The organism is Alicyclobacillus sacchari, from assembly GCF_004366795.1.
GTDB lineage: Bacteria > Bacillota > Bacilli > Alicyclobacillales > Alicyclobacillaceae > Alicyclobacillus > Alicyclobacillus sacchari.
The window spans coordinates 78,035-102,507 of sequence record NZ_SORF01000009.1 but is presented as its reverse complement, the minus strand read 5'-3'; the positions used below and the strand labels follow the sequence as shown (position 1 = coordinate 102,507).

The following is a 24,473-nucleotide window of genomic DNA, read 5'->3' as shown; positions in this document are numbered from 1 at the left end:
ATCATTATGAAATATGAAAAGCTCGTTGTCACCTTTTGTATGGCCCGTAATCTAACATTCTGGTACTCCCGCCGCCTGCGCGACAAACAGCATGAAAAATCCTTCAGCCTCAAATATCGTAAAAAGGCCCATGCCGACATGGCATGGGCCTCAAACCGTGATGGTTGAATGGGCAATCAACCCGTAATGGCGTCAATTTGCGCCTTGCTGAGTGCACTGATACTCGCAGGCAACGGCAAGAAGTTGACCGGCGTCATATACTTAAGTTGCTGACCGCCATCGGGGCTGATGGCCCATTGCAAGAAGCCTTTCACGAGATCGGCCGTGTTGCTGTCCTGTTGTTTACGATTGACGATGACATACTCGAAATTGATGAGTGGATACGAATCGGTTCCTGGCTCATAGATGAGCGAGACGGCTTCGTCTTTCGGAACGTGTTTGGCACCGACTTCTGCTGCTGCCTGAATCGTGGCATTCGTCGGCAACACGAAGCGACCTGCACGATTTTGAATGGCCGCTTCGCCCATCGCCGGGCTCGCCGCCAATGCCTGCTTCAAATAGCTGATGCCTACATATGAGAGTGAATATGGCGTTTTCGCCAATGCAGCGACGATTCCGCTGTTGCCCTTTGCACCAATCTGTCCTTGCACTGCTGGCCACGATACGCTCGTGCCGTAACCCACATTGGATTTCCACCAATTGTTTGTATCGCTCAGCAAGGTGGTGAACAAGAAGGTGTCGCCACTACCGTCCGAACGACGTACTGTTACAATCGGTTGATTCGGCAATTTTACGCCGGGATTGAGAGAAACAAGCCGTGGATCGTTCCACTTCTTGATTTTCCCTTCATAAATCAAAGCCAGTACATTCCCCGACAGTTTCAAGTGCGCCGAGGGTTTGACCCCAGGGAGATTGTACATGACAGTCTGAGCCGAAACGGCCATCGGGATATTCTCAATACCAGGCGTCGATGCCACTTGCGACGGTGCAAGGTAGGCGTCCGAGGCGCCGATGTTCACCGTGCCAGCGATAGCGTCGGATATCCCCGTACCGCTGCCTGTTGCAGCTGCGCTCATCGACACGTTAGAGTTAACTTTCTCGTAGGCTGGAATCCACTCCTGTTGAAACAGTGGATACATCAGGGAAGATCCTGTCTCCGTCAAGGACTGATCTGCGAATACCGGAGCCGCGATGCCGGTCAAAACGACACCTGCTGCCGCCATACCAATGGTCCACGCCTGTTTCTTCGTGCGCATCTGTAAGACCCTCCTGCATGTCACTTGTGGTGAAACACTTGTTATAGACAGACTAGACATGGTTGGTAAACATACCATGATCGTTTTGTAAAGTTCTTGCGTGAAAACTCTATATTTTCATGAGGATCCAGGTTTGTTTTCAGCAATTGCGAACAAACACTGAAATTGTGCACCGTACTCTATAACTTGAATGTATTTGTGAGATTGATCTGCTACAATTTGCAAAGGCTTTGAAAGGTGGTGCGGTGATTGGCCATATTTGTTTCCTATCTGAATGAAGCTTGCATTCTGCTCAGCGCGCTGTGCTTTGCGATTGGCTGGGTGCAGATCCGCAAACATCGAGTACGCGTTCATCGTCGCTGGATGCTGACTGGCGTCGTGTTTGCCGCTTTGTTTTTCATCATCTACGCCTTAAAGACGTTCATCATCGGCGACAATGAGTTCGGTGGCCCAAAGTCTCAACGCCTCTTTTATTACACGTTCTTGCAAGCGCACTCCATTCTGGCGACTGTGGCAGCGGTGCTTGGCATCGTGACGCTCGTGTTCGCCTTACGGGGGCGCTTCTCTCGGCACCGCAAGATTGGCCCCTGGACGGTTGTCACCTGGTTCGTAACGGCAGCGACAGGGCTCGTCGTCTTCATCTTGCTGTATGTGCTATACACACCCGGACAAGCGGCAAGCTTATTGCACTCGTACCTCGGACACTGACGCCCTGCTGCTTGTTTGCCAGATAAGGTCTGCCTCACTTGGGGACAGGCCTTATTTGCGCTATGGTAGAAGATACATACGCAAGGAATATCTCCTGCTGGGTTGGAGGTGCATCATGGATCAGCGCATCGTCATTGTCACCGGAGGTGGCCAAGGTATCGGCCGTGGCGTCGTCGAAGCGTTTTGGAAAACGGGCGATCGCGTCGTGATCGCAGAGGTCGACGACGAAGCGGGGCAGGAATCGGAAATGGCGTTGGCCCAACGCCAAGGTCCTGGCGAGGCATGGTTTGTGCACACCGATGTCGCGTCCGAAGAGTCGGTATCCGCTTTGGTCCAAAGTGTGGTGAAGCGCTATGGGCGGATCGATGTCGTGGTAAACAACGCCGCGCTCGGCGCACCAAACATTCCGCTGGAAGATCTCGCGGTTGCCGTCTGGGACGAAATACTGGGTGTCAATTTGCGTGGGCCTTTTCTCATGGCAAAGCACACGGCTCCGTGGCTCCGCACATCCAACGGCTGTATTGTCAATATCGCATCGACGCGAGCCCTGATGTCAGAGGCAAACACGGAACCGTACTCGGCGTCCAAGGGAGGTATACTCGCTCTGACGCACGCACTCGCCATCAGCCTGGGCCCCGACATCCGGGTAAACGCCATCTCGCCAGGCTGGATCGAAGTGGGGAATTGGAAGAAACAAAGCCAGCGCACACAACCGGTGCATCGCCCGATCGATCGCGCGCAACATCCGGTTGGACGAGTCGGTGTTCCGGACGACATCGCCCAAGCTTGTCTGTTTCTCGCATCTTCCGCATCGTCGTTCATGACCGGACAAAACCTCGTGATCGACGGCGGGATGACCATCAAGATGATCTATGAGCCGGATGACGAGGTGAACACATGACATCGTTTTCTTACGCAATTGCCACAGACATTCAGTTTGGCGAAGGCGCCAGCCGCCAATTGGCACACCACCTGCTTCGTCTCGGCTTTGGCAGACGGTTGTTGCTCGTGACCGATGCAGGTCTGATGGAGGCAGGCATTCCGCAAAGCGTCGCCGCAAGTTTGCAGGAATCCGGCTTCATGCCGCAATTATTCACGCAGGTGCAACCCAATCCGCGCGACGAAGATTGCCTCATCGGAGCCGACGCCTTCTTGCGGTTTCGAGCCGACGCAGTCATCGCCATTGGCGGCGGCAGTGCGATGGATACGGCCAAGGCTATCGCGCTTCTCGGGCGCCAGGGTGGCACACCCGCAGAATATGCGGATGGACATCGCACATATGGAGCAACTGCGCCTATCGCCTGTCTGCCGACAACCGCGGGCACTGGTTCAGAAGTGACGCGCTCTGCTGTTATTACAGAAACGAAGAGCCACCGCAAAATCACCCTGAAACATGAGCGTTTGCGCCCTGCACTCGCCGTGCTCGATCCACTGCTCACCCGTTCCTTGCCGCCAGCGATAACGGCGGCCACAGGCGTCGACGCGCTCGTGCATGCCCTCGAGGGATACACGTGCACAGTGACGCAACCCGTGTCACAGGCTTTTGGCGCAGCGGCCATGCCGCTGATCTATCGGGCGTTGCCCAAGGCGTACCGCCAGCCTGACGATCTCGCCGCGCGCAGCGACATGTTGCTTGGCAGCCTGCTCGCGGGGCTATGCTTTGGCAGCAGCGATGTCGCTGCGGTACACTGCCTTGCTGAGGCACTGGGCAGCCTGTACGACACGCCACACGGTCTTGCGAACGCCGTTTTCCTGCTACCTGTGCTTCGCTACAACGCCTCGGCGTGCGGATCTCAATACGCCAACGTCGCCCGCCATATGGGCGTTGCGGATGCCAAACTGAGCGATGGGGACGCAGTCGCTGCACTTCTCGACGCGCTGGGCGCATGGTTGCATGATTTATCGATTCCCACCCTCTCGCGACTGCCCGAAGTGCGTCGCGAAGACGACGAGCGACTGGTGGCCCTGGCACTGGCCAACGGTTCGACAGCGAGCAATCCACGCCCGCTCGCCGCGGACGACTACCGCGCCATTCTCGAAGAGGCGTATCGAATGTAAACATTGCGAAAGGTGGGCCGCTATGGGAACGCGTCAACTCGGGAAAAGTGGCATTCAGATTAGCAGCATCGGCTTTGGCTGCATGTCATTGGCGACCGATGCGTCCGTTTCAGTTCCTATGTTGCACCAAGCCTTTGAGACGGGAATCACGTTTTTTGACACCGCTGATTTGTATCATCAAGGCCGCAACGAAGAGTTGGTCGGCGAAGCGTTTGCTGGAATGCGTCACGAAGTCGTGATCGCGACAAAAGTGGGCAACCGATTTGAACCAGGCAAACCCGGTTGGCAATGGGACCCTTCGCCTGCATACATCGAGCAGGCGATCACGGCCAGTCTGCGCCGCCTGCGCACCGACTATATCGATTTGTATCAACTGCACGGCGGCACCATGGACGATCCGTTTGACGACATCGTCGAGACGCTCGATCGGCTCAAACAAAAAGGATGGATTCGCGCCTACGGCATCTCCTCCATCCGCCCAAACGTGATACGCCGCTACTTGCAGGGCTCACAGATCGACACCGTCATGATGCAGTATAGTCTCTTGGACAGAAGACCAGAGGAATGGTTCCCTGAGATCAAGGAGTACGGGGTTAGTGTCATTGCCCGTGGCCCGGTTGCCCGTGGCTGGTTGACAGGGCATAAGGATGTCAACGACGACACATATCTCAAGTGGTCTGCGGCTGATTTGAAACGAGCGATCGCGATGTTGCGAGAGGTTGCACCAGAGCGGACGCCCGGGCAGGCAGCCTTGGCGTTCGCGCTCAGCCCCGAAGTCATAGCGTGCGCTATCCCTGGTGCGAGCACGCCGCAACAACTGGCTGAAAACGCAGAAGCCAGTAAGCGTCCTGGCTTGACCGAAGATGCACTCGTTCAATTGAAGCAAGCTTTCCCTGCTGCCCTATACCAAGAACACCGGCCGCTTTGAGCCGGTGTTTTCCTTTGCGCTCGATTCCGGGTGGGTCATCATCTTGCATTCGTCAGGTTGCAGACGAATCGATCGCCACGCCGCCAGCGTCCGTGATATCGATATTGGCGGCCAAAGTCGGCGTCGCCAGATTCTTCACCAAAACCGATTGCCCACTTTGATTGCTGTAGCGATAGACGGCCGTTACCAGGCCTTCATTGTTGATATCACCATAATACAGCGTGTTCCCGACGACATCGACGAGTGCCGCATTCAACTTGACGAGATGTGCGACGTCCTGACTATCGAAATACAAGACGTTGAACGAACCGTCCATGTGATCCTCGAAATAAAGATCATCGCCGGTGTCTGTCAACGCTATGTTTTTGATGAACCTGCCGCCCGTGGGCACCAGCGTCACATGGCTCATGGTGCCGATATGATACAAAGCGCTGGTCGAACTGGTATTGATGAGAATGTAGATATCATTTGTCAGCGTACTGAACGTAATTTTTGCAAACGCCGCATCGGGTTCAAGACCCTGAAAACGAGTGACGATGGTTTGCATTCCAGACGGCACATCAACCGTCTTGAGCTCGAGATCGCCCGGCATGACCTGTTCCCCAACGAACACGCGCTCATCCTGGATCCACTCGACGTACTGCACCGGATATGGATTATTGGCCTCGCAAACATCCTGCTTGGTCTGCAAATCCATCACATGTAAAATGTTGTTTGCACCGAGATATGCAACATACTGATCATCCGCTGACGGCGTGACAAATTTGTACTTTTGCTTCAGATCCGCGATCTCTTTCGTGATCGCCCGCTGCATGGAAGGCGATGACGAGATGCGATCAGACGTCAGGTCATTGCTGCTAAACAGTTTGTTGTAATGATAAAAAACAAGCACTTGTACGACAGTGATCACCAAGGCTATCAAAAGCATGGTACGACCCATTTTTTTAACCATGGCTACCACCACCTTCTGGCATCACAACAATGGAAGTTGCGACGCTGCGCTCGCCAAGAATATCAACTGGCCGATTCAGGACCTTCCCCTGGTAGACCATCGTCGACGATGACCCACCGTCGAGATTTGCGGCGATATCCGCATGATACTTCAACATCAAATCGGCGATGTCTTGATAACTCGCTCCCGCGTCGTTCGGTCCGGTCGCGTAACGGCCGTCCGTCACGATTAAGATCACGGTGCCATCCTTGGTTTGTCCAATGGCAGTTCGCGGATTCCGATCATATTGACCGGCAACCGGAGTTTCCTTCCCGTTCTCAACCAAAACCGGTCCAAAACCGACACATTGCGCGATGCCGAGGCTCTGCAATTGCCGCAATGAATACGATCCGGCAATCATCTGCCCTTCGTTGGTGAACGCGATCACGGGCTGTGGTTCGCTCGCCGATCCGGTCATTGAAACAAGTTTGCCATCCGTAATGGTAATGCCTTCCGGATACGCACCCGTCCCTTGCCAGTTGGTATCGACAAATCCACCCGCATTGATGCCAGCCACAGCCCCTGCATCATTTACCATTTCTTGCACCGTCTCGCCGCGGACGTGAAGATACTTGGTCGCGACGACGCGGATCCGCTTGGGATCATTTACGAGTAAAATAAACGCCTTAAACGTCGGTTCCTGCAATGTAATCTCTTTGATGGTACCATCCTTGATTTTACTGAAATCCCGATGCTGCAAATCGGCAATCGGAATGGTCGGCCCGCTTAGGTTGTTCGGAAGCGCATACTTTTTGATGGTGGCTTCCGATACGGTGAACAAAGACAGCGGTCGCAACAGATAAGCATGCCGAGTCTCGTCAATACTTTGAATTAAGTAGTTGCGCAAATTGGAAAACGGCCCAACAAAAATCCACAATACCGTAGACACGTAGGCAAATACGGCCGTAAAGGCGATATATGTCAACAGACGCAGCCCACGTCGTTTCTGCGGCGGCTGCTCCTGCTTCCGCTTCTCCCGGCGGGTGCGGTGCTGATTTGAATTGTCCATAGTTGTTCTCACACCTACTTGTTTAAGGGTTGTCCGACCAACGCGTACATTCCATGTTCGACATGAATATTCACACACAAACAACAAGGGGTATCGACACATTTCCCCTCTCTACATTGTAATCGCAAATCGAAAGGACACAACTCACAGACGAGCGTCACAGATGGATTGTTCACAAATTGTCACGAGTATCAGGCATGATTCAAGTCGTCGGATGGGTTACACTCATCCTATATTCTGCAGGAAGGGTAGACATGTGCATGGATCGAACGAGTTATGCGGATAGTCTGTTGCCAAATGATCCTGTGCTGTCGCATGTGCTGCGCACGCTGGACGAACACGGATTGCCGCAGATGTCTGTACGCCCTATGCTCGGACAACTGTTAACCGTGTTGAGCAGAGGCTGTCAACGAGCGCTCGAAATCGGAACATATGCAGGTTACAGCGGAATCTGTATTGCGCGCGGTCTCGCGCCCGGCGGGCGGCTCGTCAGCCTTGAGCAACGCGAGCGCCACGCGGAGCTTGCGGCTGACAACTTTCGAGCCGCCCGTTTGGCGGAAATCGTGGATATTCGTATAGGGGACGCGTTGGAGCAACTGGAGATGCTGGTAATAGAAGGCGGAGAGCCCTTTGATCTCGTCTTTATCGACGCAGATAAACCGCGCTATGGCCTGTACCTCGAGACGGTCCTTCCACTGTGCCGCGAAGGCGCATGGATTGTGTGTGACAATGTGTTAGCGCGGGATCGGGTCCTTGATCCGGACAACCAGAACCCGACACCGGCGGCGATGCGGCATTTTAACCAAAGCTTGTTTCACCATCCGCGGCTGACATCCGCACTTCTTCCTATATATGACGGAATTGCCCTCATGCGTGTGGGTCATGCCTCCGACTGACGATCTCACAGCCTAGTTGTCTACCGGGGCCCGTCACGCTTCGCCAACTCCCAACCCGCGCGCCAGGGTTGCGCCTTCGCAACCAATGCCGCACGCGCGCGGCGACGGCGGACGACTTTGCGCCGCCAGTAGAGGAGCACCGTCAATATCACCACCACGCATGCTGCGATGGCGGCGTTACGCGGCCAGACCATGGGTCGCGGCACGGGTGTATACGGTTTTTCCACAACAAGCGGAACTTCCCCGATAGCGTTACCTGACGAAGATACCAAATGCAATGCCCCGACACGCGTGTCCGCGGCCGTAACAGCCTGCGGTGCCGCGTAGCCTACTTTGCTCGCCACCCGCATCGGCGCACCGAGAGAAACAGTGGCCAAAACGGGCAGTGCTGTCGCGACCGGATCGGCCCCATCTGCCCCCACGACCGTGCCAACGACATGATGGGCAGGCAAGACCCTCTGTGTTTCGTAATGCGCAAATGCGTAGTTCAGAAGGGCCGTGGCATCCGCGCGAATCTGTGCGTCCGTCGGACAATCCATGAGCACCGCGAGGAACGTGGTCGCTCCACGCCGAGCCGCGACAACCAAAGTCTCGTGCGCGACGCTGGTGAAACCTGTTTTCACACCAATCGCCCCTGGATACGTGAAAAGCATGCGATTTAAGTTCACCAGCCGCGCGTGCCAAGCCCGCCCCTGCCAGTTGTCATACTTCGTATCGACAATCGTTCGAAACTCAGGTTCCTGCATGGCAGCCCGGGTGATGACGGCCATATCATAAGCCGTCGTGGTGTGATCCGGGTTAGGCAACCCACTGGGATTCACGAAGTGTGTATGTTGTGCACCGAGTGCCTTGGCCTCGGCATTCATCATTTGCGCAAAGTGTGCGACCGATCCGCCGTAGTGCTCCGCAATCTCAACCGCAACGTCATTGGCCGAATCAAGTAACATGGCGGTTAAAAGCGGCCTTAGCTCCTCCTGTTCCCCCACCTCAAGGTATAGCTTGTCCGGCGGCTGGTTGACAGCATTCTGACTCGCCGTCAGCACGTCGTTCAGGTGGCCCAACTTGAGAGCCAACAAGGCCGTCATAATTTTGGTGATGCTCGCCGGATAATGAAGTGCAAGGGGATTCTTCCCGTAGACCACGGTCCCCGTATCCATATCCATGACAACCGCACTCTGTGAAACAATGTCAGGCCACTTGGCGTTGTCTGCACCGTCGACATAGGGGACGTTTCCTGGAACTTGATTGAGGACAACTTGGGCGGGCAGGAGGGAGTGCACCGGCACAGGCTCCTTTTGTGATGCCGCTTGCGCTACAGTGGGAACATTCATACTCGTCAAGATAGCGAAAAGACATCCGATCACGGCGACACGCGCGGCACGACGATTTCCTGGCATTCCGGCCACGACACCTCCATAAGTTCGTGCATGACGCCGACGCGCTGTCGACGCAGGTCGTTTTAGCCTATTCTCTTATCATAGAATGTCGAACCCTCAGTTGACCAGAGGAGAAACCCTCCATCATGAAAACTCGTCCCTGGATTCGTCCTGTTCCTATCGAAAAAGGGCCCTCCGGCGCGCCACTCGCGCACCAAAAGGCCCTTCCTTCGGTGGTACTTCGTCAATGTGCCGGGCTTCGCTCACCCACCGCATATCCCTCTCCCTTGTGGACGGGGACAAACGGCGGCAAGCTTTGAATAGCGACATAACAAAGCGACACAAACAGCCCAGTGACAATGGAGACGTGCAACATAAACGCCTGAATGCTCACGTGCGACAACACGAGATAAACTCCGCTGAACGCCTGCAGCACCACAAAAATCATTGCAAACCAAGCACCGCGATACAAATCTGATCGATCGCGCCGTGTTTGATAGGTGCGCACGACGAGAACAACCATCCAAATGACCAGAATCATCGCAATCGACCGGTGCGTCCAGTCAAGCAAACGGGCGTGGTGGAAATCGTTGATTCCCGATTCATTGGGAAACGGGAAACCACGGAAAGCATCGCCCGCACCACTGCTCGAAATATAGGCTCCGACGTACATCGCGAGGTAAATCAGAGGCAAGCCAAGCCACGCAAACCACTGGAAGCCCCGTGACGGTGCAGGATCGCGCAATGGCTTGCGCTCGCCACTGGCAAGATACGCACCATACACGCGCTCGGCCCGACGGACGTAAATCGTGAGCAAGACTGTACTTGCGAACGCAAGCAATGAAACACCAAAGTGCGTCGCAATCACCGATGCAGGTTCATTATAGACGACGGCGAGCCCTCCTAAGACCGCTTCGAGGAGGACGAAGAAGATGCTCAAGCCGACGAATAGCGAAATTTCACGCCACCGACGATAGCGCATGATGGAACTGACCGCTGCCACCAAGAGCAATATCGTGAGAATGGGAACCCCAACGCGGTGGGAAAACTCGATGAACGTCTGCAGCGATTGGATAATGGGAATCCAGCGGCCATTACACTGAAACCACTGGTGTCCGCAACCAAACGCCGATCCAGTGAACGCATCCAAGAAACCTATCGAATTCACGACGAAATTCTGAACGGCCGCAAGAACGCACACGACGAAGACGAATACGCCGAAACCATGGCTCTTTACCATCTCCTCACCTCCTCTCAGCTTCGGAAGACAAACCCGTCAGCTATGAAACGATGGAGCGGAACGACATAATCCAGATGGAGCCACCGACGACGGTGAACGCGATAAACAACGCGAAATATATCGTCGGCACCTGCCAAGCGCGATCGTCACTCTCCGTAAAGTGCATAAACATGTACAACTGAACCAGCAATTGACCGAAGCCCAACACGACGATGATGGAAATCACGACGGCTGGCGGCTGATGTGTCGCCAACGCAAGCCAGAAAGCGATGGCCGTCAAAACGAGTGACAAAAGCAGACCGATGACGTGCTTCCATGGAAAGCCGGTCTCCTGGTGAAACTTGTGTTCTTTCGTTTCCACGCTTATACCACCTTCCCGGTCAGATATACGACGGTGAAGATGAAAATCCAGACAGCGTCGAGAAAGTGCCAGTAAATGCTGACGATGAATGCTTTGCGCGCCGTGATCGGCGTGATGCCGTAGCGGATCAATTGAATGATAACGCTGAGCATCCACAACGTACCCATCGTCACGTGACATCCGTGTGTACCGACCAGCGTGAAGAACGCGGATAAGAAGCCGCTTCGCTGCATGGTCGCACCAATCGAGACGTTGTGCACAAATTCGTCAATTTCAAACCCTAAGAACACGAGGCCAAGTGCCACGGTAATGAACAACCACGTGACCATCGCATTGCGATTGCCGCGGCGCATTTCATAGGTGGCAAGGCCACATGTAAACGAGGAGAACAACAACGCAATGGTTTCAATCGTGAAGCCTGTTACGTCAAACAACTGCTGCGAAGTCGGACCACCGGCAACGCGACCGTGCATGACGACATAGGTTGCGAATAGACACGAGAACAAAACTAAGTCGGAACCAAGGAAGACCCAGAACCCGGCAATGCGTAGACTGTTTTCTTCCTCGTGATACTCGACCGGGACTGACGGATCCACGGGGTGATGATCCCCGTGGATGGCCGTGTGTGCATTCGACATCGTCACAACCTCCCTGCTGCAGCCTCGGTCTTCTCGATTTCTTCGACCGGGATGTAGTGGTGGTCATGGTATTCAAAGGAGCGCTGCGCCATGGTGACCAGGACGCCGAGCAAGCCAATGATCGCGAGAACCCACCACTGGAAAATGAACCCGCCACCTGCGATAAAGAAGAACAGACTCATGATAATCGGACGACCTGAGTTGTTCGGCATATGGATGGGGCGGAACGGAACGCCCTTCGGGCCGTTGATGGACTCGCCAGTCTTCTTCATGAGCCACCAAGCGTCGCGACCCTTGACGGTCGGAATGATGGCGAAGTTGTACTCCGGCGCCGGTGATGTCGTCGCCCACTCGAGCGATCGGCCATCCCATGGGTCGCCAGTGGTATCGCGCTGTCCGAAGCGGGCACTCCAAAGGATGTTCCACACGAAGATCAGGAAGCCAACGCCCATCAACACTGCGCCGACTGTCGAAATCAGGTTGATGATACCCCAGCCATACCCTGCGGGATACGTGTACATGCGGCGTTGCATGCCCATGAACCCGAGGAAGAACTGCGGGAAGAAACAGATGTTAAACCCAATCATGAACATCCAGAAATGCCAGCGACCGAGCTTTTCATCAAGCAGGACGCCAAACATTTTTGGCCACCAGTAATAGATTGCCGCGAATACACCGAATACGGTACCGCCGATGAGCACATAGTGGAAGTGCGCAATCAGGAAGTACGAGTTGTGATACTGATAGTCGGCAGGCGGCACGGCAAGCATGACACCCGTCAAACCACCAATCAAAAAGTTTGGAATGAACCCAACCGCCCACAACATAGCCGACGTAAATTCGACCCGACCTTTATGCATGGTGAAGAGCCAGTTGAAGATCTTCACACCGGTCGGAATGGCAATGGCCATGGTGGAAACGCCGAAGAACGAGTTGACACCAGGCCCCGCACCCATCGTGAAGAAGTGGTGCACCCAAACAATGAAGCTCAGGATGGCGATTGCGATCATCGATACGACCATCGCCGAGTAGCCAAACAATCGCTTGTGTGAGAATGTGCTAACCACTTCTGAGAAGATGCCAAATGCCGGCAGAATGACGATATAGACCTCTGGATGACCCCAGATCCAGAATAGGTTAATGTACTGCATCGGCATGCCGCCGCCTGTCACCGTAAAGAAGTGCGATCCGAAATCGCGGTCAATCAGCAACAGTGCGAGTGCGACCGTCAACACCGGGAAAGCGAAGACAATGATGATGGACGTGATAAACACCGACCACGTGAACATCGGCAGGCGCATCATGGTCATGCCAGGTGCGCGCATGCGCAGGATGGTGATCAAAAAGTTCACACCTGTCGCGATGGTACCGATACCTGTGATCTGCAGGGCAACGAGGAAGTAGTTTTCACCCGGGCCTGGATCAAAGACGTTTTCCACGTATGGTGGGTAACTGGTCCAGCCGCCGTCTGGTGAACCACCGACGACAAACGATAGGTTGAACAACAGCGCCGCCGCAAAGAACAGCCAGAAGGAAATGGCGTTCAGATACGGAAACGCAACGTCGCGACAGCCAATTTGCAGCGGCACCGCCACGTTGAAGAAACCGATGATCGCAGGCATCGCCATGAACAGAATCATGATGGTGCCGTGCGTCGTAAAGATTTGGTCATAGTGATCTGCATTCAGGAAATGCAGGTTCGGCCATGACAGCTGCGCGCGCATCAAAAGACCGTCGGTACCGCCGCGGAAGAGCATAAGTACGGCGGCAATCAGATACATGATCCCGATTTTTTTATGGTCCACCGTCGTGAGCCAATTGTCCCAAAGCCACTTCCACAATTTGAAGTAGGTAAGGGCGACGATAATACCGATTGTGGCGCATCCAATCAAAAAGTCGGACAGCCAAATCAGCGGACCTTCATCGAGCATGAAAAAATGTACGGCCCAATTTGCAAAACCGTTCACGCTCGCACATCCTCCCTTAGTACTTGATCCGAGTCTAACAGACCAACTTCGTCACTGTGGCTCGGTCGACGAGAACGTCAGCGGCTTGCTCAGGAGTCCAGGCTTTTGAATCTGGTCCTGTGCCTGCTGCGTCAACTTAGGAGCCGTCTGTTGCGTCGTCTGCACCCACTTTGCGAAGTCCGCTGCCGTCTGCGCATTGACGTTGAACGTCATGTGGGCGAAGCCACGGCCTGAATACTGGCCACTTCGACCTTGATAGGTCCCCGGATGATCCGCCTCAAGCCATAATTTCAGGTTCATCCCTGGCATGGCGTATTCCATCCCACCGAGCGCCGGCACCCAGAACGCGTTGATGGGACCGCTGGCCGTCAACTCAAAATTGACCGGAACACCAGCAGGAATGTTGACGTAGTTAACCGTTTCAATGTTTTGCGCCGGATACTTGAACACCCATTTCCACTGTTCCGCGATGACGTCGATGGTCAGCGACTTGCCGGTGGCAGCCGTTGTTGCGGCCTCAACCTTTGGCGGTTTCACCAGTTTGTACGTGACCGCGACCGTCGGAATGGCAAGGGCAATGACGATAATGATGGGGATAACTGTCCAAATGGTCTCCCACTTTGTATTGCCTTCGATTTCAGGTGGAACGTAGTCTTTGTTTTCAGGTCGAGCGCGGTATTTTGTGATCACATAGAAATAGATCACAAACACACCCAAGACGACAAGCAACATCACAATGAAGGAGTAGAGAATCAGGTAGTACTCACTTCTCGCAACCGGCCCCTGCGGACTGAGCACGGGCATGTACTTCGGGTCGTCACAACCTGCCAGAGCGAGCATGGATAGCCCAACAATGATAAACAGGCTGCGAACTCGACGCCCAGATGGCTTCATCGTCGCTTACGTCTCCTTTCTGTCTCTGAGATATGTAGAACGGTGCCCCCTGCAAGCAGACGCCGATCGACAACGAAACCAAGAATTAAGCCTGGGTACTACGCGTAATCGTTGTCTGCTTGGCCTCAGCGGCTTGGTCCAGCGCGCCACCATTGATGATACCAAAGTCCCGACAGATTTCGCGCCCTTGCCCACGCACACAATATGACGATTTTGAAAAAGGTTCATTGGTCACCCGGTCAGCGGGCGTCGTCATGAAACTCAAGGTTCGTTGCATGCTAAGCAGCATGGTTCACTCCGGCACTAGTATTGCTTGTGGGCAGGCAATTTAAACCATGTTACAATCGATTCGACAATCCTGTTATCACGAGATCGTTCACGACGATTCCCATGTTGTAAGGCGGGTTTACAAATGGCGTCCACATCAACATTCCATTCTATCGATTCATTCGCAGATGTCGTTGCTCGCTTATCCACTGTGTACCATGTATCTGACATTGTCTTAGAGACATCTACGTGCCTATTCATTCTTGAATCTCCGCACCTCCAGGAACTCAAGTTCGGAGCGCCTGTGGCGGGAGCGTCCGGGGCGACGATGAGCAAGCATATCTTCGGCCTCGACTACGCCCGGATGCCGCTTGGCCGTATGGTCAAGAAGAATGCCGAAACAGGTGCAGGTCGCCCGCGGCTTAGCGCCATCGGTCTCATCAACGTCAGCAACATTCCACTGCAAGCACAAGCGTACGATCCCGACACACGACAGCAGCTTTCCGACTGGTTCGGCGACATGAACGTCGTACGCACGCAAAACCAGCGTCTGTCGTTTCCTAATCCGCGCCAGCAAGATATCCAAAACTGGCTTGTCCAAGCCCTGCGTACCAAGTTGCAGGCCTACAGAGGGCGGTCAGTCACCCTCATTCCATGCGGTCGTTTTGCACAGAAGTTCTTCCGCTTAGCGGGCCTGTCCGATCCGGCGTGGCGCGTGATCGAAAACGTCCCTCACCCCTCCTATAACAGTTGGGATCGAACCGCCTACCAAGCGCAAGTGGCGGCTGTGGTAAGCGCGATCGAACAGGCGGCAGCGCTGCTCACACAGATGTCAGAGGGGACGAGCCGTGCGTAGCACGTTCGCCATCGCCGTTGCCAGTGGATACCCCGCTGCCTCGTACCGTTTGCAGGCGGCCTCGACATCGTATGGAATGCGGCGCAAGTGGATTTGCGTATCAAAGCGGCTGCTGTCGACGATGGCATAGGACGCTTGCGCGATTCCGTCAAACGGCATGCCAACACTGCCGATGTTGACAATGGTTCGGTCGCCAGTTCGGCGCACATACGGAATATGAATATGCCCATAGAAAAACAGCTTGTGCGGGTGACCGTCGACAATAGACTGCTCAATCGCGCGATCCGAAGCGCTCTCTGCTACCACGGCGAACGTGTCCGCAGGCGTCGCGTGAAACGCTAGCCACGTCGAATCGAGCTCAGGATTGAGGCTTTCGCACGTCATGGGCAAATCGGCTAGTTGCTTCACATCTTCAGCCGTAAGCTGGTGCAGCGCAAACGCCCGCTCTCCGTTCATCACGTCCAGTCTGTCCGGCGGCACCTCGCCCTCGCGAACACCCCGCACGATCCACTCGTCTGCGTTGCCGCGAACCACGGTGTCGGCAACGGCCATCACCTTGTCGAGACAGGCCTTCGGCGCATATCCGCGGAAACAGATATCTCCCAACATGTACACCTTGTCGCATCCCATCTCTCGGATGTCATGTAAGACAGCATCTAAAGCCAATTCGTTGCCATGCACATCTGAGAAAAACGCAACTCGCACGGAGATCACCCCTTTTGTTCCAGTTTAGCCACCCCCCTATTGTACCGCCCTGTAGAGTCAAATCTGCAAAACACTTCGTCTATGCTATATTTCTAATATCGAAATACAGAAAGCCAGGGGTGAGATTCATGGCTGTGACAACCGCACAACAGAAATCGGAGCACTACGGCTGGTTGGTGCTCTCCGTCACGAGTCTAGGCGTTCTGTTGACCTCATTGAATGTAGGTTCACTAAACGTGGCTTTGCCCGTGGTCGTGAAACATTTTCATGCGACCGCGACAACGGCGAACTGGATCCTACTTTCGTACATGTTGTTCAATACTGTTTTTATTTTGATTTTCGGACGCATTGCGGATCTGTTTGGAAGGCGCAAGCTCTACATCATAGGTCTATCGCTATTTACCGTGGTGAGTTTTCTCATTGGACTATCCCCGAACATTTGGATACTCTTGGTACTCAGGGCGATTCAAGCGGCGGGAGGTGCCATTGTCATCACGAACACAACGCCGCTGATTACAGATGCGTTTCCAGAGGGCTCGTTGTCAAAAGGTCTTGGCATCAATGTGCTGATCGCATCCGTAGCTCAGTTGCTTGGCCCCGTTGTTGGCGGTTTCTTTGCGGCTACACTCGGATGGCAATGGGTTTTTTGGTTCAATGCCCCGATTGGCATCCTCGGTGTAATTTGGGCAGCCATCACCCTGCGTTCATTACCCAGCTCAGGAACAGGCGAAAGTCTGGACTGGTGGGGCAATGTGTTGCTGTTTGTGGCCCTGAGCGGGCTGATTTTCGGACTTTCCGAAGGTGCGACGCTCGGCTGGACGAGCGTATCTGTACTCACTGGTTTCGCGGCGTTTCTCTTGTTGACCCCTGTCTTTCTCGCCTACGAGTGGCGCCAGCCATCACCCGTCATGCAATTGCGCCTGTTCGGCCAGCGCAGGTATGCGGCCGCATATGCTGCCACCTTTATGAACGCCTTTGCCCGTTCGGCGGTGGTCTTGTTATTCGGATTATTCGAACAGACCGTACATCAAAGCGATCCGTTTCTCGCAGGTATTGCTGTGTTGCCCGTGACCATCGGCATGATTCTCCTCTCTCCCGTCGCAGGTTGGCTCGCTAGCCGCTTTGATGCACGCTTACTCTCGAGTGTCGGGTTAGGCTTATCCGGCGTGGGCGTGCTGTTACTCATACCGTATTCGACCGCTGAGAGCCCATATCTCTGGCAAGGCGTGGGCATGTTTCTCGTCGGCGCGGGGAGTGCATTGTTCATGACGCCGAATACATCCTCGATTATGGCGACTGTCGAACCGGCCTATCGAGGCAGCGCCAACGGTTTGCGTTCCATGTTGCAAAATATGGGTCAAGTCATGAGCACAGCCTTGTCTCTCACTCTTGTCGCCGCAAAGCTGCCAGCAAAGCTCCAAAGTGCCATTTATCAAGGAAACGGAGCGAACTTGCCAGTCCGTGATCTGCCATTGCTCACAGGAGGCTTTCGGATGTCTCTGGCAGCCTTGCTACTGGCAACCATGCTTGGCATGATCGCATCATTGGTACGCGGCCCGCGGCCAACCGAATTGCCCTGAACCGCGATCACAGCCACCCCATGCTTTCTGCGTGACGGACCGCATCCAGACGTGATGCGCAACGCATTTTGGAGATGGCCTCAGATAAGTAATTGCGCACGGTGCCTTCGGATAGGTACAACTCACTGGCAATTTCCTTCGTCGTCAGGCCGCGCTTGACGCCGCGCAGCACGTCGCGTTCACGCATGGACAGTGGCTTTTCAGATGCAGTGGCGGCCATCATCAACGCCGGGTGAAAAACCCGCTCTCCAAGCGCTCTGCCACCCTTCAAAGAAGTCAGGCTGGCGCATGTTCCCTACATAGTCACGTACCTTGGCAAGCGATTCGCGAGCGGATCGCTCGATGAGCTCAATTTCCAGAACAGCCCGATCGATATCGGCCGTTTTTCGGAGCACTCGCGCCGCTACCTGGGCCTTGAGCGAGATGAGAGACAATTGGTGCCCCATGACATCGTGCAAGTCTCGCCTGATTCTTGCTCGTTCCGCTGTTTCGAAAGTCTCGAGATTTCCTCGTGGGCCACCGTCAACTTCTCGTTCATGGCCCGCAATTAATGATGCCACCGGAGCATGAAGATCATCATCAACGTACTGAACACGAGGCCGGCGAGGGCATAGGCGAAACCATCCGGAAGGCGGCGCTGCCCCAGTAACCCGTCCAGGCCGATGATAGCCCACGTACCAAGCGCAAAACCGGCGTAGGCCAATAGACTTTTTCGCAGTGGAAGCGTGGAAGCGCGGCGACAGGACAGTAGGCCAAGTAGATAAAATCGAGGTTAAACATGCACATCATGAACCACAGTAAAGCGACCATGACGAGACAACCAAAGAGGCGGACTCGGGGCCTTTCGCCGGCCACGAACACACAGGCATAGGCGATACCAAACATCAGCATGACAAAGAGGCCGAGACCAAGCTGCCCAATTGGCAAACCGAACAGGCAGGACGCCGGATACAGAAGTTATGCAAGGAAAAACAGCAGCATGCGGTTGTTGCCATTTCCCCAAATGCGGGCAATCTTCGCGGCAACACGCCTTGGCAGTCGCGTTTTCTGCAACTTGCATGCTCCTTTCCTTGTACAGCCATGGTCCTTGATCGAGTGATGCTACGCGACGCGTGCATCGCTGCGACGATTTGCCAGATACACGGCCAGGCCTGTAAACACAACGAGATACACCAGCAACACCCAGATGTCGGTCACCGCGATGCCTTTGCCTGCAAGGACGTTCCATGCAATGTGTGCGAGATGATAGGTTGGCATGAAATTGGCGATATGCCGCATGACGGACGGCATTGTGGACACGGGCATCCAAAGCCCGCCTGTAATGGACATGAGAAAATAAAGGATCGAGGCTACAATCTGCGATGCGTCGCTCCCTGCCAAATGGCCTACGAGAATACCAAGCGCAATAAAGACCAATCCGCCCAGGATAGTCGTGATCGCCGCCAACATCCATTCACCGACGCCCATCGTCACATGTTCGACCGCCGCTCCAGCCACAAATAAAATCGCGACTTCACAAATGTTGAGGAGGACATTCGCCGCGATCTTCGTCGTGATGTAGTTGCTCGCCCGCTGCGGAGTGGTTTGCATCAACTTGACCCAGCCTTGCGTTCGTTCGTAGGCAACGCGCGACGACAGGCCATTTAATCCCGTTCCGACCACGCCGAAGGTCGCCATTGAAATCATATAGTATGTGGGCCAATTCACACCGTCGATCACAACGGCCTTGCCGACCAGATGGACATAGAGAAAGTAGAAGCCTACCGGGAGCAAGATGCTGAAGAAGAAAAAGCGCCGATTGCGTAAGTTGCGCAGCATCTCGAATTTACACTGTAGTAGCCACGCCTTCATCTAGGCCGCCTCCCATCAAACACCGTTCCGTCTTCCTCTTCGTCTCTGGCGGTGAGCGACACAAACGCGTCCTCGAGCTGCCCTTGTGACACCTCGAACCCAGACACATCCAAATTGGCGAGGATTACGGCCCGCAACACGTCGTCCGGAGAATCGGTGGTAATACGCACATGCCGTCCGCTCCAGCGCACCTCGTTGACATGTGGCAGCCCGGCAATCATATCTTCGGTCACAACCTCCCCCGCCCAAAAACTCACATACCGATTGCCAGCCTGGCGCTTTAGAGCATCCACTGATCCGTCGGCAATCACGCGTCCCTTTTGCATAACGAGCACCCGATCCGCAATCGTTTCCGCCTCATCAAGGTGGTGTGTCGTAAGAATGATGGTTCGATCTCGTTCCTTCGCGAACTTGCGCAGATAATCCCAAAACCCTCGCCGCGACGAGATGTCCATGCCCGTTGTCGGCTCGTCGAGAAACAGGATGCGTGGATTGCCAGCCATGGCCATGGCGAATTGTAAACGCCGCTGCTGCCCACCACTCAATTTCACCGCTTCTTTGCGAGCGAGATCGCGCAAATCGGCCATGTCAAGCAATGCGTCTGTGGAAAGCGGCGCATCGTAGAAGCTGCGGAACCAGTCGACCAGTTCACCAACACGCACCTTCTGCGGCAATCCCACCTGTTGCAGCATGACACCGTAATGCCGGCGAGCGGCGCGGCGCATTGGATCCTCGCCAAACGCGCGCACACGGCCCGAGGTCGGCTTCGTCAAGCCGAGCATGATCGAAATCGCCGTCGTCTTGCCAGCGCCATTGGGCCCGAGGAGGGCAACGATGGAGCCGGCCTCAATCTCGCACGATACGTCATTCACCGCATAAATATCGTGGTATCGCTTGACCACGTTTTCAAAGGAAATGGCGGTTGCCACTCATGAATCTCCTCCACTCAAGTGAACCGGGATTGACTCTATTATACAGATTGTCGGGTTGCTGTCTGAAGTGGATCTTGTCATCCATCTGACATGACATTTGTCATATCGTGACGTAACCTGGTGCCAAGATATATAATGCTATCACCCAGGGTTGGGCAAGGGAGGTTGATGGTCATGCACATCCGCCGACAGCGTCTGGACATACGGCTCCATTTTGACGAAGAGGACAACGACGAAGCGTTGTTGGAAATGGCAGAGGATTTACCCGGATTCCAGCAGGATGAACAAGCGGCCAGCGGTGAAGAATCGCACTAAGAACCAGGAAGGACAAGCCGTCATCCAGTATTTGTAAAAACCGCAAACGCCCCTTCAGAACACTCATTTCATGCTCCACGAAGGTGACGCATTTACCACAAAACACATATGTGGACGCGTGGCACCTCCCATGTTCGTTGTAATATCCTCCACCGGAGAAGCACGAAAAGCGTTCAGCCGCGGTACGTAAGGGTGCCTGGTTACATGAATTAACCATACAAAGCGAAAATCGGCGTCTGCGGGAAGGATTTCGAGTGTATGTCGCCGCCCGTCTGCAGTATGTTGAATCCAAACCAGCGCAAACACACGTAATCCTTTGTCCTTATCGCATGCTCAACGGTGAGCATAGGTTACATGCGATGCCGATGTCCGCAATGGTACCACTGCAGACTCCATGGAAATACGCATGACAGAGGTGGCCACGGATTTGCTGTTTCCATTCGTTTTTTTCTACCCATTCGTCATGAGTGTGGTGTGGATGATGGGCGCTACCCTATTTTTTTGGCGGCGCGAACGCCATGCCACTGATACACTGCCAACGTTGCGCATGACACCCATGGTCTCGATTCTTGTGCCTTGTTACAACGAAGCGGCCATGCTCGAAGAAACGCTATCCGCACTTCGCGTGATCGACTATCCAAATTACGAAGTGCTTGTGCTTAATGACGCTAGTACAGATCATACCGTCGATGTCGCATACGCTGCGATGGCCAGCGACAAGCGCATTCGTATGGTCAATATACCGGTACGCTGCGGCAAAGCGCACGCACTCAATGCCGGCGTCTTTGCGTCCCGTGGAGAAATCCTGGTCACCATCGATGCCGACGCTGTTATCCACCCCGATGCTGTGCGCTACATGGTGGCTCATTTCGTCAATGCGGGCGGCGAGCGCGTCGGGGCTGTCACTGGAAGCCCGCGCGTGCGCAATCGAGCAACGTTGTTGGGCAAGGTCCAAGTCGTGGAATACGGTAGTATCATAGGCCTGATTAAGCGAGCCCAGCGCATATTAGGCAAGCTGATGACCGTCTCCGGCGTGATCGCCGCATTTCGAAAGCGCGCGATTCTCGATTGTGGCTTCTGGGATGAAGACATGATTACCGACGACATCGCGATATCCTGGAAGCTACAACGACAAGCCTGGGATATTCGGTACGAACCGCGCGCCCTTTGTTGGATGTGGGTGCCTGAGACCTTGCGCGGTTTATGGCGGCAACGCATGCGTTGGGCGCAGGGTGGTGTCGAAGTCCTGATACAGAACATCTCCGTCTGGCAGAGATGGTCACAAAGAAGGCTTATTCCAATTTATCTTGAGGAAACTGTCAGTATTCTATGGTCCTATCTGTGGCTTATCTCGTTCGTGCTGCTCATCATACAGGCCCTTCATGGGAAGGTGCCATGGAATATGGTGAGAACAGGAGGCACCTGCCTGGGCCTGATGTCACTATGCCAATCGATTGCAGCACTTCTTCTCGAAAGAAAGTATGAACCGCCACGTTTTATGGCCTACTACTTTTACGCAATCTGGTACCCTGCATTGTACTGGGTCATCGGAGCCTTTGTCGTAGCGTTGGCAACACCGCGTGCCCTGTGGCGCATGCTGCGGGGAAAAAGGACATATGCAACTTGGCACAGTCCAGATCGAGGGATGTCGTCGTGAAAGATGTAAGAACACATTGGAATGACATGGTCATCAATGCAAGCCCGCATCGCTCCAAACCTCGGCGTTTCGCCGAAACATTGCTGACCCTCGGAGGATGGCTATGCGTTGGCAGCGTGCTGCTGCAGCTTTTGTTGGCGCTCTGCCTTTGGGTATTTGGGGCGCGGCATGTGACACTCGATTTTATGTTCGGCCTTTCGAACGCATCTTTGCTCATCTTCCTGCGCGACGCGGGTGTCGTCGGCTGCGCCTCGCTCTGTGTGTTTGGCACTTGGGTTGTGTATAACAAGCGACGGTTTGGGAGCTTGCACCGAAGGAAGTTTCCGCGCGACGTCACGGCCGACGAACTCGCGGAGAGGCTCGGCATCGATCCACCGCAAATCGAGACATGGCAACATTCCGCAGTTGTCAACTGGGGGATCGACTCATCAACAGGTTACGGTAGCATCGCCGCATCGCCGACGGGTTCGCTGGCAAACAAACGATGAATGTCAGGAACCTGACACGTTTCCGCAAGAATGAGCAAATGATCGCCCACGCGCAGGCGCGTGTGTCCGCGTGGAACAATGGCCCTCGCCCCGCGAACAACGCCATAGCACAACGTGTGATCTGGAAACGGAATATCCTGCAGACGCACGTTTACATACGGTGATTCGGCAGCAATCTCCACCGGTACGACCACGGCGGTCTCACGAGTGAGAGACATGAGATCCAATATGCTCTCGGATGGTGTTTCGGCGACAAGTTCAAATTTTTCCGCCAGCCACTGCACCGTGAGTCCCTGAATCAAGGTCGATGCGATCACGATGAAAAACACAATTTCGATCAGCACAATGTACCCCGTAACCTGAGCCTCAACCGCCGATAAAATCAAAACAATTGGCGCTGCGCCGCGCAACCCCGCCCATGCCAGGAACCACTTTTCCTCAGCCGAAAATCCCATGCCGAAGGTGGCCAGCCAGACAGCCATGGGACGAACCAGGCTGATCGCTGCAAACGCAAGCAAAACACCTTGCACAGAGATGTTGACAAAGTCGCGAGGCACAAGGAAGAAACCGAGGACCACAAACATCAAGACGTGCATGGTCCACGCCAGTCCCTCATGAAAGCGGACGACAGTAAACCGCTGCTCCAAGCGGCCGCTGGCGATCACGACACCTGTCGTATAGACGGCAAGAAAGCCACTACCAGCCAGGCTCTGCGCGAGCGCGAACGAAAGTAGCGCAATGGCAAGCGATAACGTGGGATACAAGCCGACGGTGTCGAGATCGACACGGGTGAGCAAGAAGCGCCCCGCCCATCCGATGATGACGCCGACCAGTATACCCACGCCCATTTGCAGCAAGAAGAAAACGGCGACGTGCAAGAAACCGCTGCTATGGTGCGGAACGCCTATCCGCGACCACTGAATCAGCACAGTCATCAGAAAAAACGTCATCGGATCGTTTGTACCAGATTCGACTTCCAGCACATCCGCCAACCTGCCGCGCAGCGATGTGTTCCCCAAGACACTGAACACCGAAGCCGCGTCGGTGGAACTGGCGGCAACGCCGAGCATGGCGCATGGCAACCAAGGCAACTTCAGGATGAGATGGACAATCACGGTCATCAAGGCGGAAGCCACAAGCACTCCGACGGTTGCCAAGGACAAAGCCGGAGCTAAGGCGCGGCGGACGCGGCGCATGGACGTATGAAGACCGCCTTCAAACAAAATCATGGCCATGGCCACGTAACTCAAATTCTTGGCGACGGTTGGCGTCACATTTTCCAGCAAACTCGGGATCAGCGCCGCCATCGCTGCTCCAACTGCAACAAAGCTGATCAGAGCCGGGAAGCCAAGCCGCCGATTCGCACGAGCGAGCAGCACACCAGCGAGCAAAATCACGGCGACCATCAACGTAGCGGTATTCATGTGTGGTGTGTCCTCCTGCAAGCAACTTGCGCCAGCTCGCGAAGCCAAGCCGACGTTTCATTTTTACAGGATTGCC

The 24,473-nt window shown here is 54.6% G+C and carries 26 protein-coding genes; 11 read left to right on the top strand and 15 right to left on the bottom strand.

Translation table 11 applies throughout. The features are described 5' to 3' along the window. Window positions 1–6 precede the first annotated feature (6 nt). Window positions 7–168, top strand: coding sequence for a hypothetical protein (locus tag C7445_RS14625; RefSeq protein ID WP_166669090.1), 162 nt, complete (start codon window positions 7–9; stop codon window positions 166–168). A gap of 8 nt (window positions 169–176) precedes the next feature. Here the strand turns inward: C7445_RS14625 and pstS are convergent, their stop codons facing one another. Next, a complete protein-coding gene (pstS, locus tag C7445_RS10240; protein WP_134160019.1) occupies window positions 177–1,256 on the bottom strand; it encodes a phosphate ABC transporter substrate-binding protein PstS in 1,080 nt (359 codons plus the stop codon). A gap of 249 nt (window positions 1,257–1,505) precedes the next feature. Between pstS and C7445_RS10235 the strand changes: the two genes are divergently transcribed. The 4 genes from C7445_RS10235 (at window position 1,506) to C7445_RS10220 (ending at window position 4,950) form a co-directional block, all read left to right on the top strand. Beyond that, the gene (locus tag C7445_RS10235; RefSeq protein WP_134160017.1) at window positions 1,506–1,964 is read left to right on the top strand and encodes a DUF420 domain-containing protein; all 459 of its coding nucleotides are present in this window, start codon (window positions 1,506–1,508) and stop codon (window positions 1,962–1,964) included. A gap of 115 nt (window positions 1,965–2,079) precedes the next feature. Next, window positions 2,080–2,865, top strand: a complete 786-nt coding sequence (locus C7445_RS10230; protein ID WP_134160015.1) for a glucose 1-dehydrogenase — start codon at window positions 2,080–2,082, stop codon at window positions 2,863–2,865. Further along, window positions 2,862–4,022: an iron-containing alcohol dehydrogenase gene (locus tag C7445_RS10225; protein ID WP_134160013.1), complete on the top strand. Its 1,161-nt coding sequence runs from the start codon at window positions 2,862–2,864 to the stop codon at window positions 4,020–4,022. The genes C7445_RS10230 and C7445_RS10225 overlap by 4 nt, the downstream gene beginning before the upstream one ends. Before the next feature lie 22 nt (window positions 4,023–4,044). Continuing rightward, a complete protein-coding gene (locus tag C7445_RS10220) occupies window positions 4,045–4,950 on the top strand; it encodes an aldo/keto reductase (RefSeq protein ID WP_134160011.1) in 906 nt (301 codons plus the stop codon). Between the two features lie 52 nt (window positions 4,951–5,002). On the opposite strand, the gene C7445_RS10215 is transcribed toward C7445_RS10220, so the two are convergent. Further along, window positions 5,003–5,902, bottom strand: a complete 900-nt coding sequence (locus tag C7445_RS10215; RefSeq protein WP_134160009.1) for a hypothetical protein — start codon at window positions 5,900–5,902, stop codon at window positions 5,003–5,005. Further along, window positions 5,895–6,950, bottom strand: coding sequence for a phosphodiester glycosidase family protein (locus C7445_RS10210; RefSeq protein WP_134160007.1), 1,056 nt, complete (start codon window positions 6,948–6,950; stop codon window positions 5,895–5,897). Before C7445_RS10210 ends, C7445_RS10215 begins: the two co-directional genes overlap by 8 nt. 254 nt (window positions 6,951–7,204) lie before the next feature. Between C7445_RS10210 and C7445_RS10205 the strand changes: the two genes are divergently transcribed. Next, window positions 7,205–7,846, top strand: a complete 642-nt coding sequence (locus tag C7445_RS10205) for an O-methyltransferase (protein ID WP_134160005.1) — start codon at window positions 7,205–7,207, stop codon at window positions 7,844–7,846. A 20-nt stretch (window positions 7,847–7,866) separates the two neighbouring features. Here the strand turns inward: C7445_RS10205 and C7445_RS10200 are convergent, their stop codons facing one another. From C7445_RS10200 to coxB, 6 genes are all read right to left on the bottom strand, one after another. Continuing rightward, window positions 7,867–9,243 (bottom strand): D-alanyl-D-alanine carboxypeptidase family protein, encoded by a 1,377-nt coding sequence (locus C7445_RS10200; RefSeq protein WP_134160003.1) that lies wholly within the window; start codon window positions 9,241–9,243, stop codon window positions 7,867–7,869. A gap of 223 nt (window positions 9,244–9,466) precedes the next feature. Beyond that, on the bottom strand, window positions 9,467–10,462 hold the full coding sequence (locus C7445_RS10195) for a COX15/CtaA family protein (RefSeq protein WP_134160001.1): 996 nt from the start codon (window positions 10,460–10,462) through the stop codon (window positions 9,467–9,469). Between the two features lie 40 nt (window positions 10,463–10,502). Next, entirely contained in the window at window positions 10,503–10,823 is a 321-nt protein-coding gene (gene qoxD, locus C7445_RS10190; RefSeq protein ID WP_134159999.1) for a cytochrome aa3 quinol oxidase subunit IV, read from the bottom strand. A gap of 2 nt (window positions 10,824–10,825) precedes the next feature. After that, the gene (gene qoxC, locus C7445_RS10185; protein WP_134159997.1) at window positions 10,826–11,461 is read right to left on the bottom strand and encodes a cytochrome aa3 quinol oxidase subunit III; all 636 of its coding nucleotides are present in this window, start codon (window positions 11,459–11,461) and stop codon (window positions 10,826–10,828) included. Window positions 11,462–11,463: 2 nt separating this feature from the next. Next, a complete protein-coding gene (qoxB, locus tag C7445_RS10180; protein ID WP_166669096.1) occupies window positions 11,464–13,392 on the bottom strand; it encodes a cytochrome aa3 quinol oxidase subunit I in 1,929 nt (642 codons plus the stop codon). 87 nt (window positions 13,393–13,479) lie between these two features. Next, window positions 13,480–14,322 (bottom strand): cytochrome c oxidase subunit II, encoded by an 843-nt coding sequence (coxB, locus tag C7445_RS10175; RefSeq protein WP_134159993.1) that lies wholly within the window; start codon window positions 14,320–14,322, stop codon window positions 13,480–13,482. 595 nt (window positions 14,323–14,917) lie between these two features. Here coxB and C7445_RS10170 point away from each other — a divergent pair. After that, window positions 14,918–15,445: a hypothetical protein gene (locus C7445_RS10170; protein ID WP_243835119.1), complete on the top strand. Its 528-nt coding sequence runs from the start codon at window positions 14,918–14,920 to the stop codon at window positions 15,443–15,445. Here the strand turns inward: C7445_RS10170 and C7445_RS10165 are convergent. Next, window positions 15,422–16,150 carry a metallophosphoesterase family protein gene (locus C7445_RS10165; RefSeq protein ID WP_134159989.1) on the bottom strand — a complete coding sequence of 243 codons (729 nt, stop codon included), beginning with the start codon at window positions 16,148–16,150 and terminating at the stop codon, window positions 15,422–15,424. The two genes, C7445_RS10170 and C7445_RS10165, sit on opposite strands and share 24 nt — an antisense overlap. 128 nt (window positions 16,151–16,278) lie before the next feature. Between C7445_RS10165 and C7445_RS10160 the strand changes: the two genes are divergently transcribed. Continuing rightward, window positions 16,279–17,730 (top strand): MFS transporter, encoded by a 1,452-nt coding sequence (locus C7445_RS10160; RefSeq protein WP_134159987.1) that lies wholly within the window; start codon window positions 16,279–16,281, stop codon window positions 17,728–17,730. 7 nt (window positions 17,731–17,737) lie between these two features. Here C7445_RS10160 and C7445_RS10155 read toward each other — a convergent pair whose 3' ends face one another. The 4 genes from C7445_RS10155 to C7445_RS10140 form a co-directional block, all read right to left on the bottom strand. Further along, window positions 17,738–17,917 carry a response regulator transcription factor gene (locus C7445_RS10155; RefSeq protein ID WP_243835118.1) on the bottom strand — a complete coding sequence of 60 codons (180 nt, stop codon included), beginning with the start codon at window positions 17,915–17,917 and terminating at the stop codon, window positions 17,738–17,740. A gap of 13 nt (window positions 17,918–17,930) precedes the next feature. After that, a complete protein-coding gene (locus tag C7445_RS10150; protein WP_279586213.1) occupies window positions 17,931–18,290 on the bottom strand; it encodes a histidine kinase dimerization/phosphoacceptor domain-containing protein in 360 nt (119 codons plus the stop codon). Window positions 18,291–18,831: 541 nt separating this feature from the next. Further along, window positions 18,832–19,581, bottom strand: coding sequence for an ABC transporter permease (locus C7445_RS10145; RefSeq protein ID WP_134159983.1), 750 nt, complete (start codon window positions 19,579–19,581; stop codon window positions 18,832–18,834). Then, window positions 19,578–20,510 carry an ABC transporter ATP-binding protein gene (locus tag C7445_RS10140; protein WP_134159981.1) on the bottom strand — a complete coding sequence of 311 codons (933 nt, stop codon included), beginning with the start codon at window positions 20,508–20,510 and terminating at the stop codon, window positions 19,578–19,580. Before C7445_RS10140 ends, C7445_RS10145 begins: the two co-directional genes overlap by 4 nt. A 177-nt stretch (window positions 20,511–20,687) precedes the next feature. Between C7445_RS10140 and C7445_RS14615 the strand changes: the two genes are divergently transcribed. The 3 genes from C7445_RS14615 to pgaD all read left to right on the top strand — a co-directional run bounded on the left by C7445_RS14615 (window position 20,688) and on the right by pgaD (window position 22,973). After that, window positions 20,688–20,828, top strand: coding sequence for a hypothetical protein (locus C7445_RS14615; protein ID WP_166669081.1), 141 nt, complete (start codon window positions 20,688–20,690; stop codon window positions 20,826–20,828). A 427-nt stretch (window positions 20,829–21,255) separates the two neighbouring features. After that, a complete protein-coding gene (gene pgaC / locus C7445_RS10135; protein ID WP_208320887.1) occupies window positions 21,256–22,485 on the top strand; it encodes a poly-beta-1,6-N-acetyl-D-glucosamine synthase in 1,230 nt (409 codons plus the stop codon). Beyond that, window positions 22,482–22,973, top strand: a complete 492-nt coding sequence (gene pgaD, locus C7445_RS10130; RefSeq protein WP_134159977.1) for a poly-beta-1,6-N-acetyl-D-glucosamine biosynthesis protein PgaD — start codon at window positions 22,482–22,484, stop codon at window positions 22,971–22,973. The genes pgaC and pgaD overlap by 4 nt, the downstream gene beginning before the upstream one ends. On the opposite strand, the gene C7445_RS10125 is transcribed toward pgaD, so the two are convergent. Then, on the bottom strand, window positions 22,922–24,397 hold the full coding sequence (locus tag C7445_RS10125; RefSeq protein ID WP_134159975.1) for a potassium/proton antiporter: 1,476 nt from the start codon (window positions 24,395–24,397) through the stop codon (window positions 22,922–22,924). The two genes, pgaD and C7445_RS10125, sit on opposite strands and share 52 nt — an antisense overlap. Window positions 24,398–24,473 lie beyond the last annotated feature (76 nt).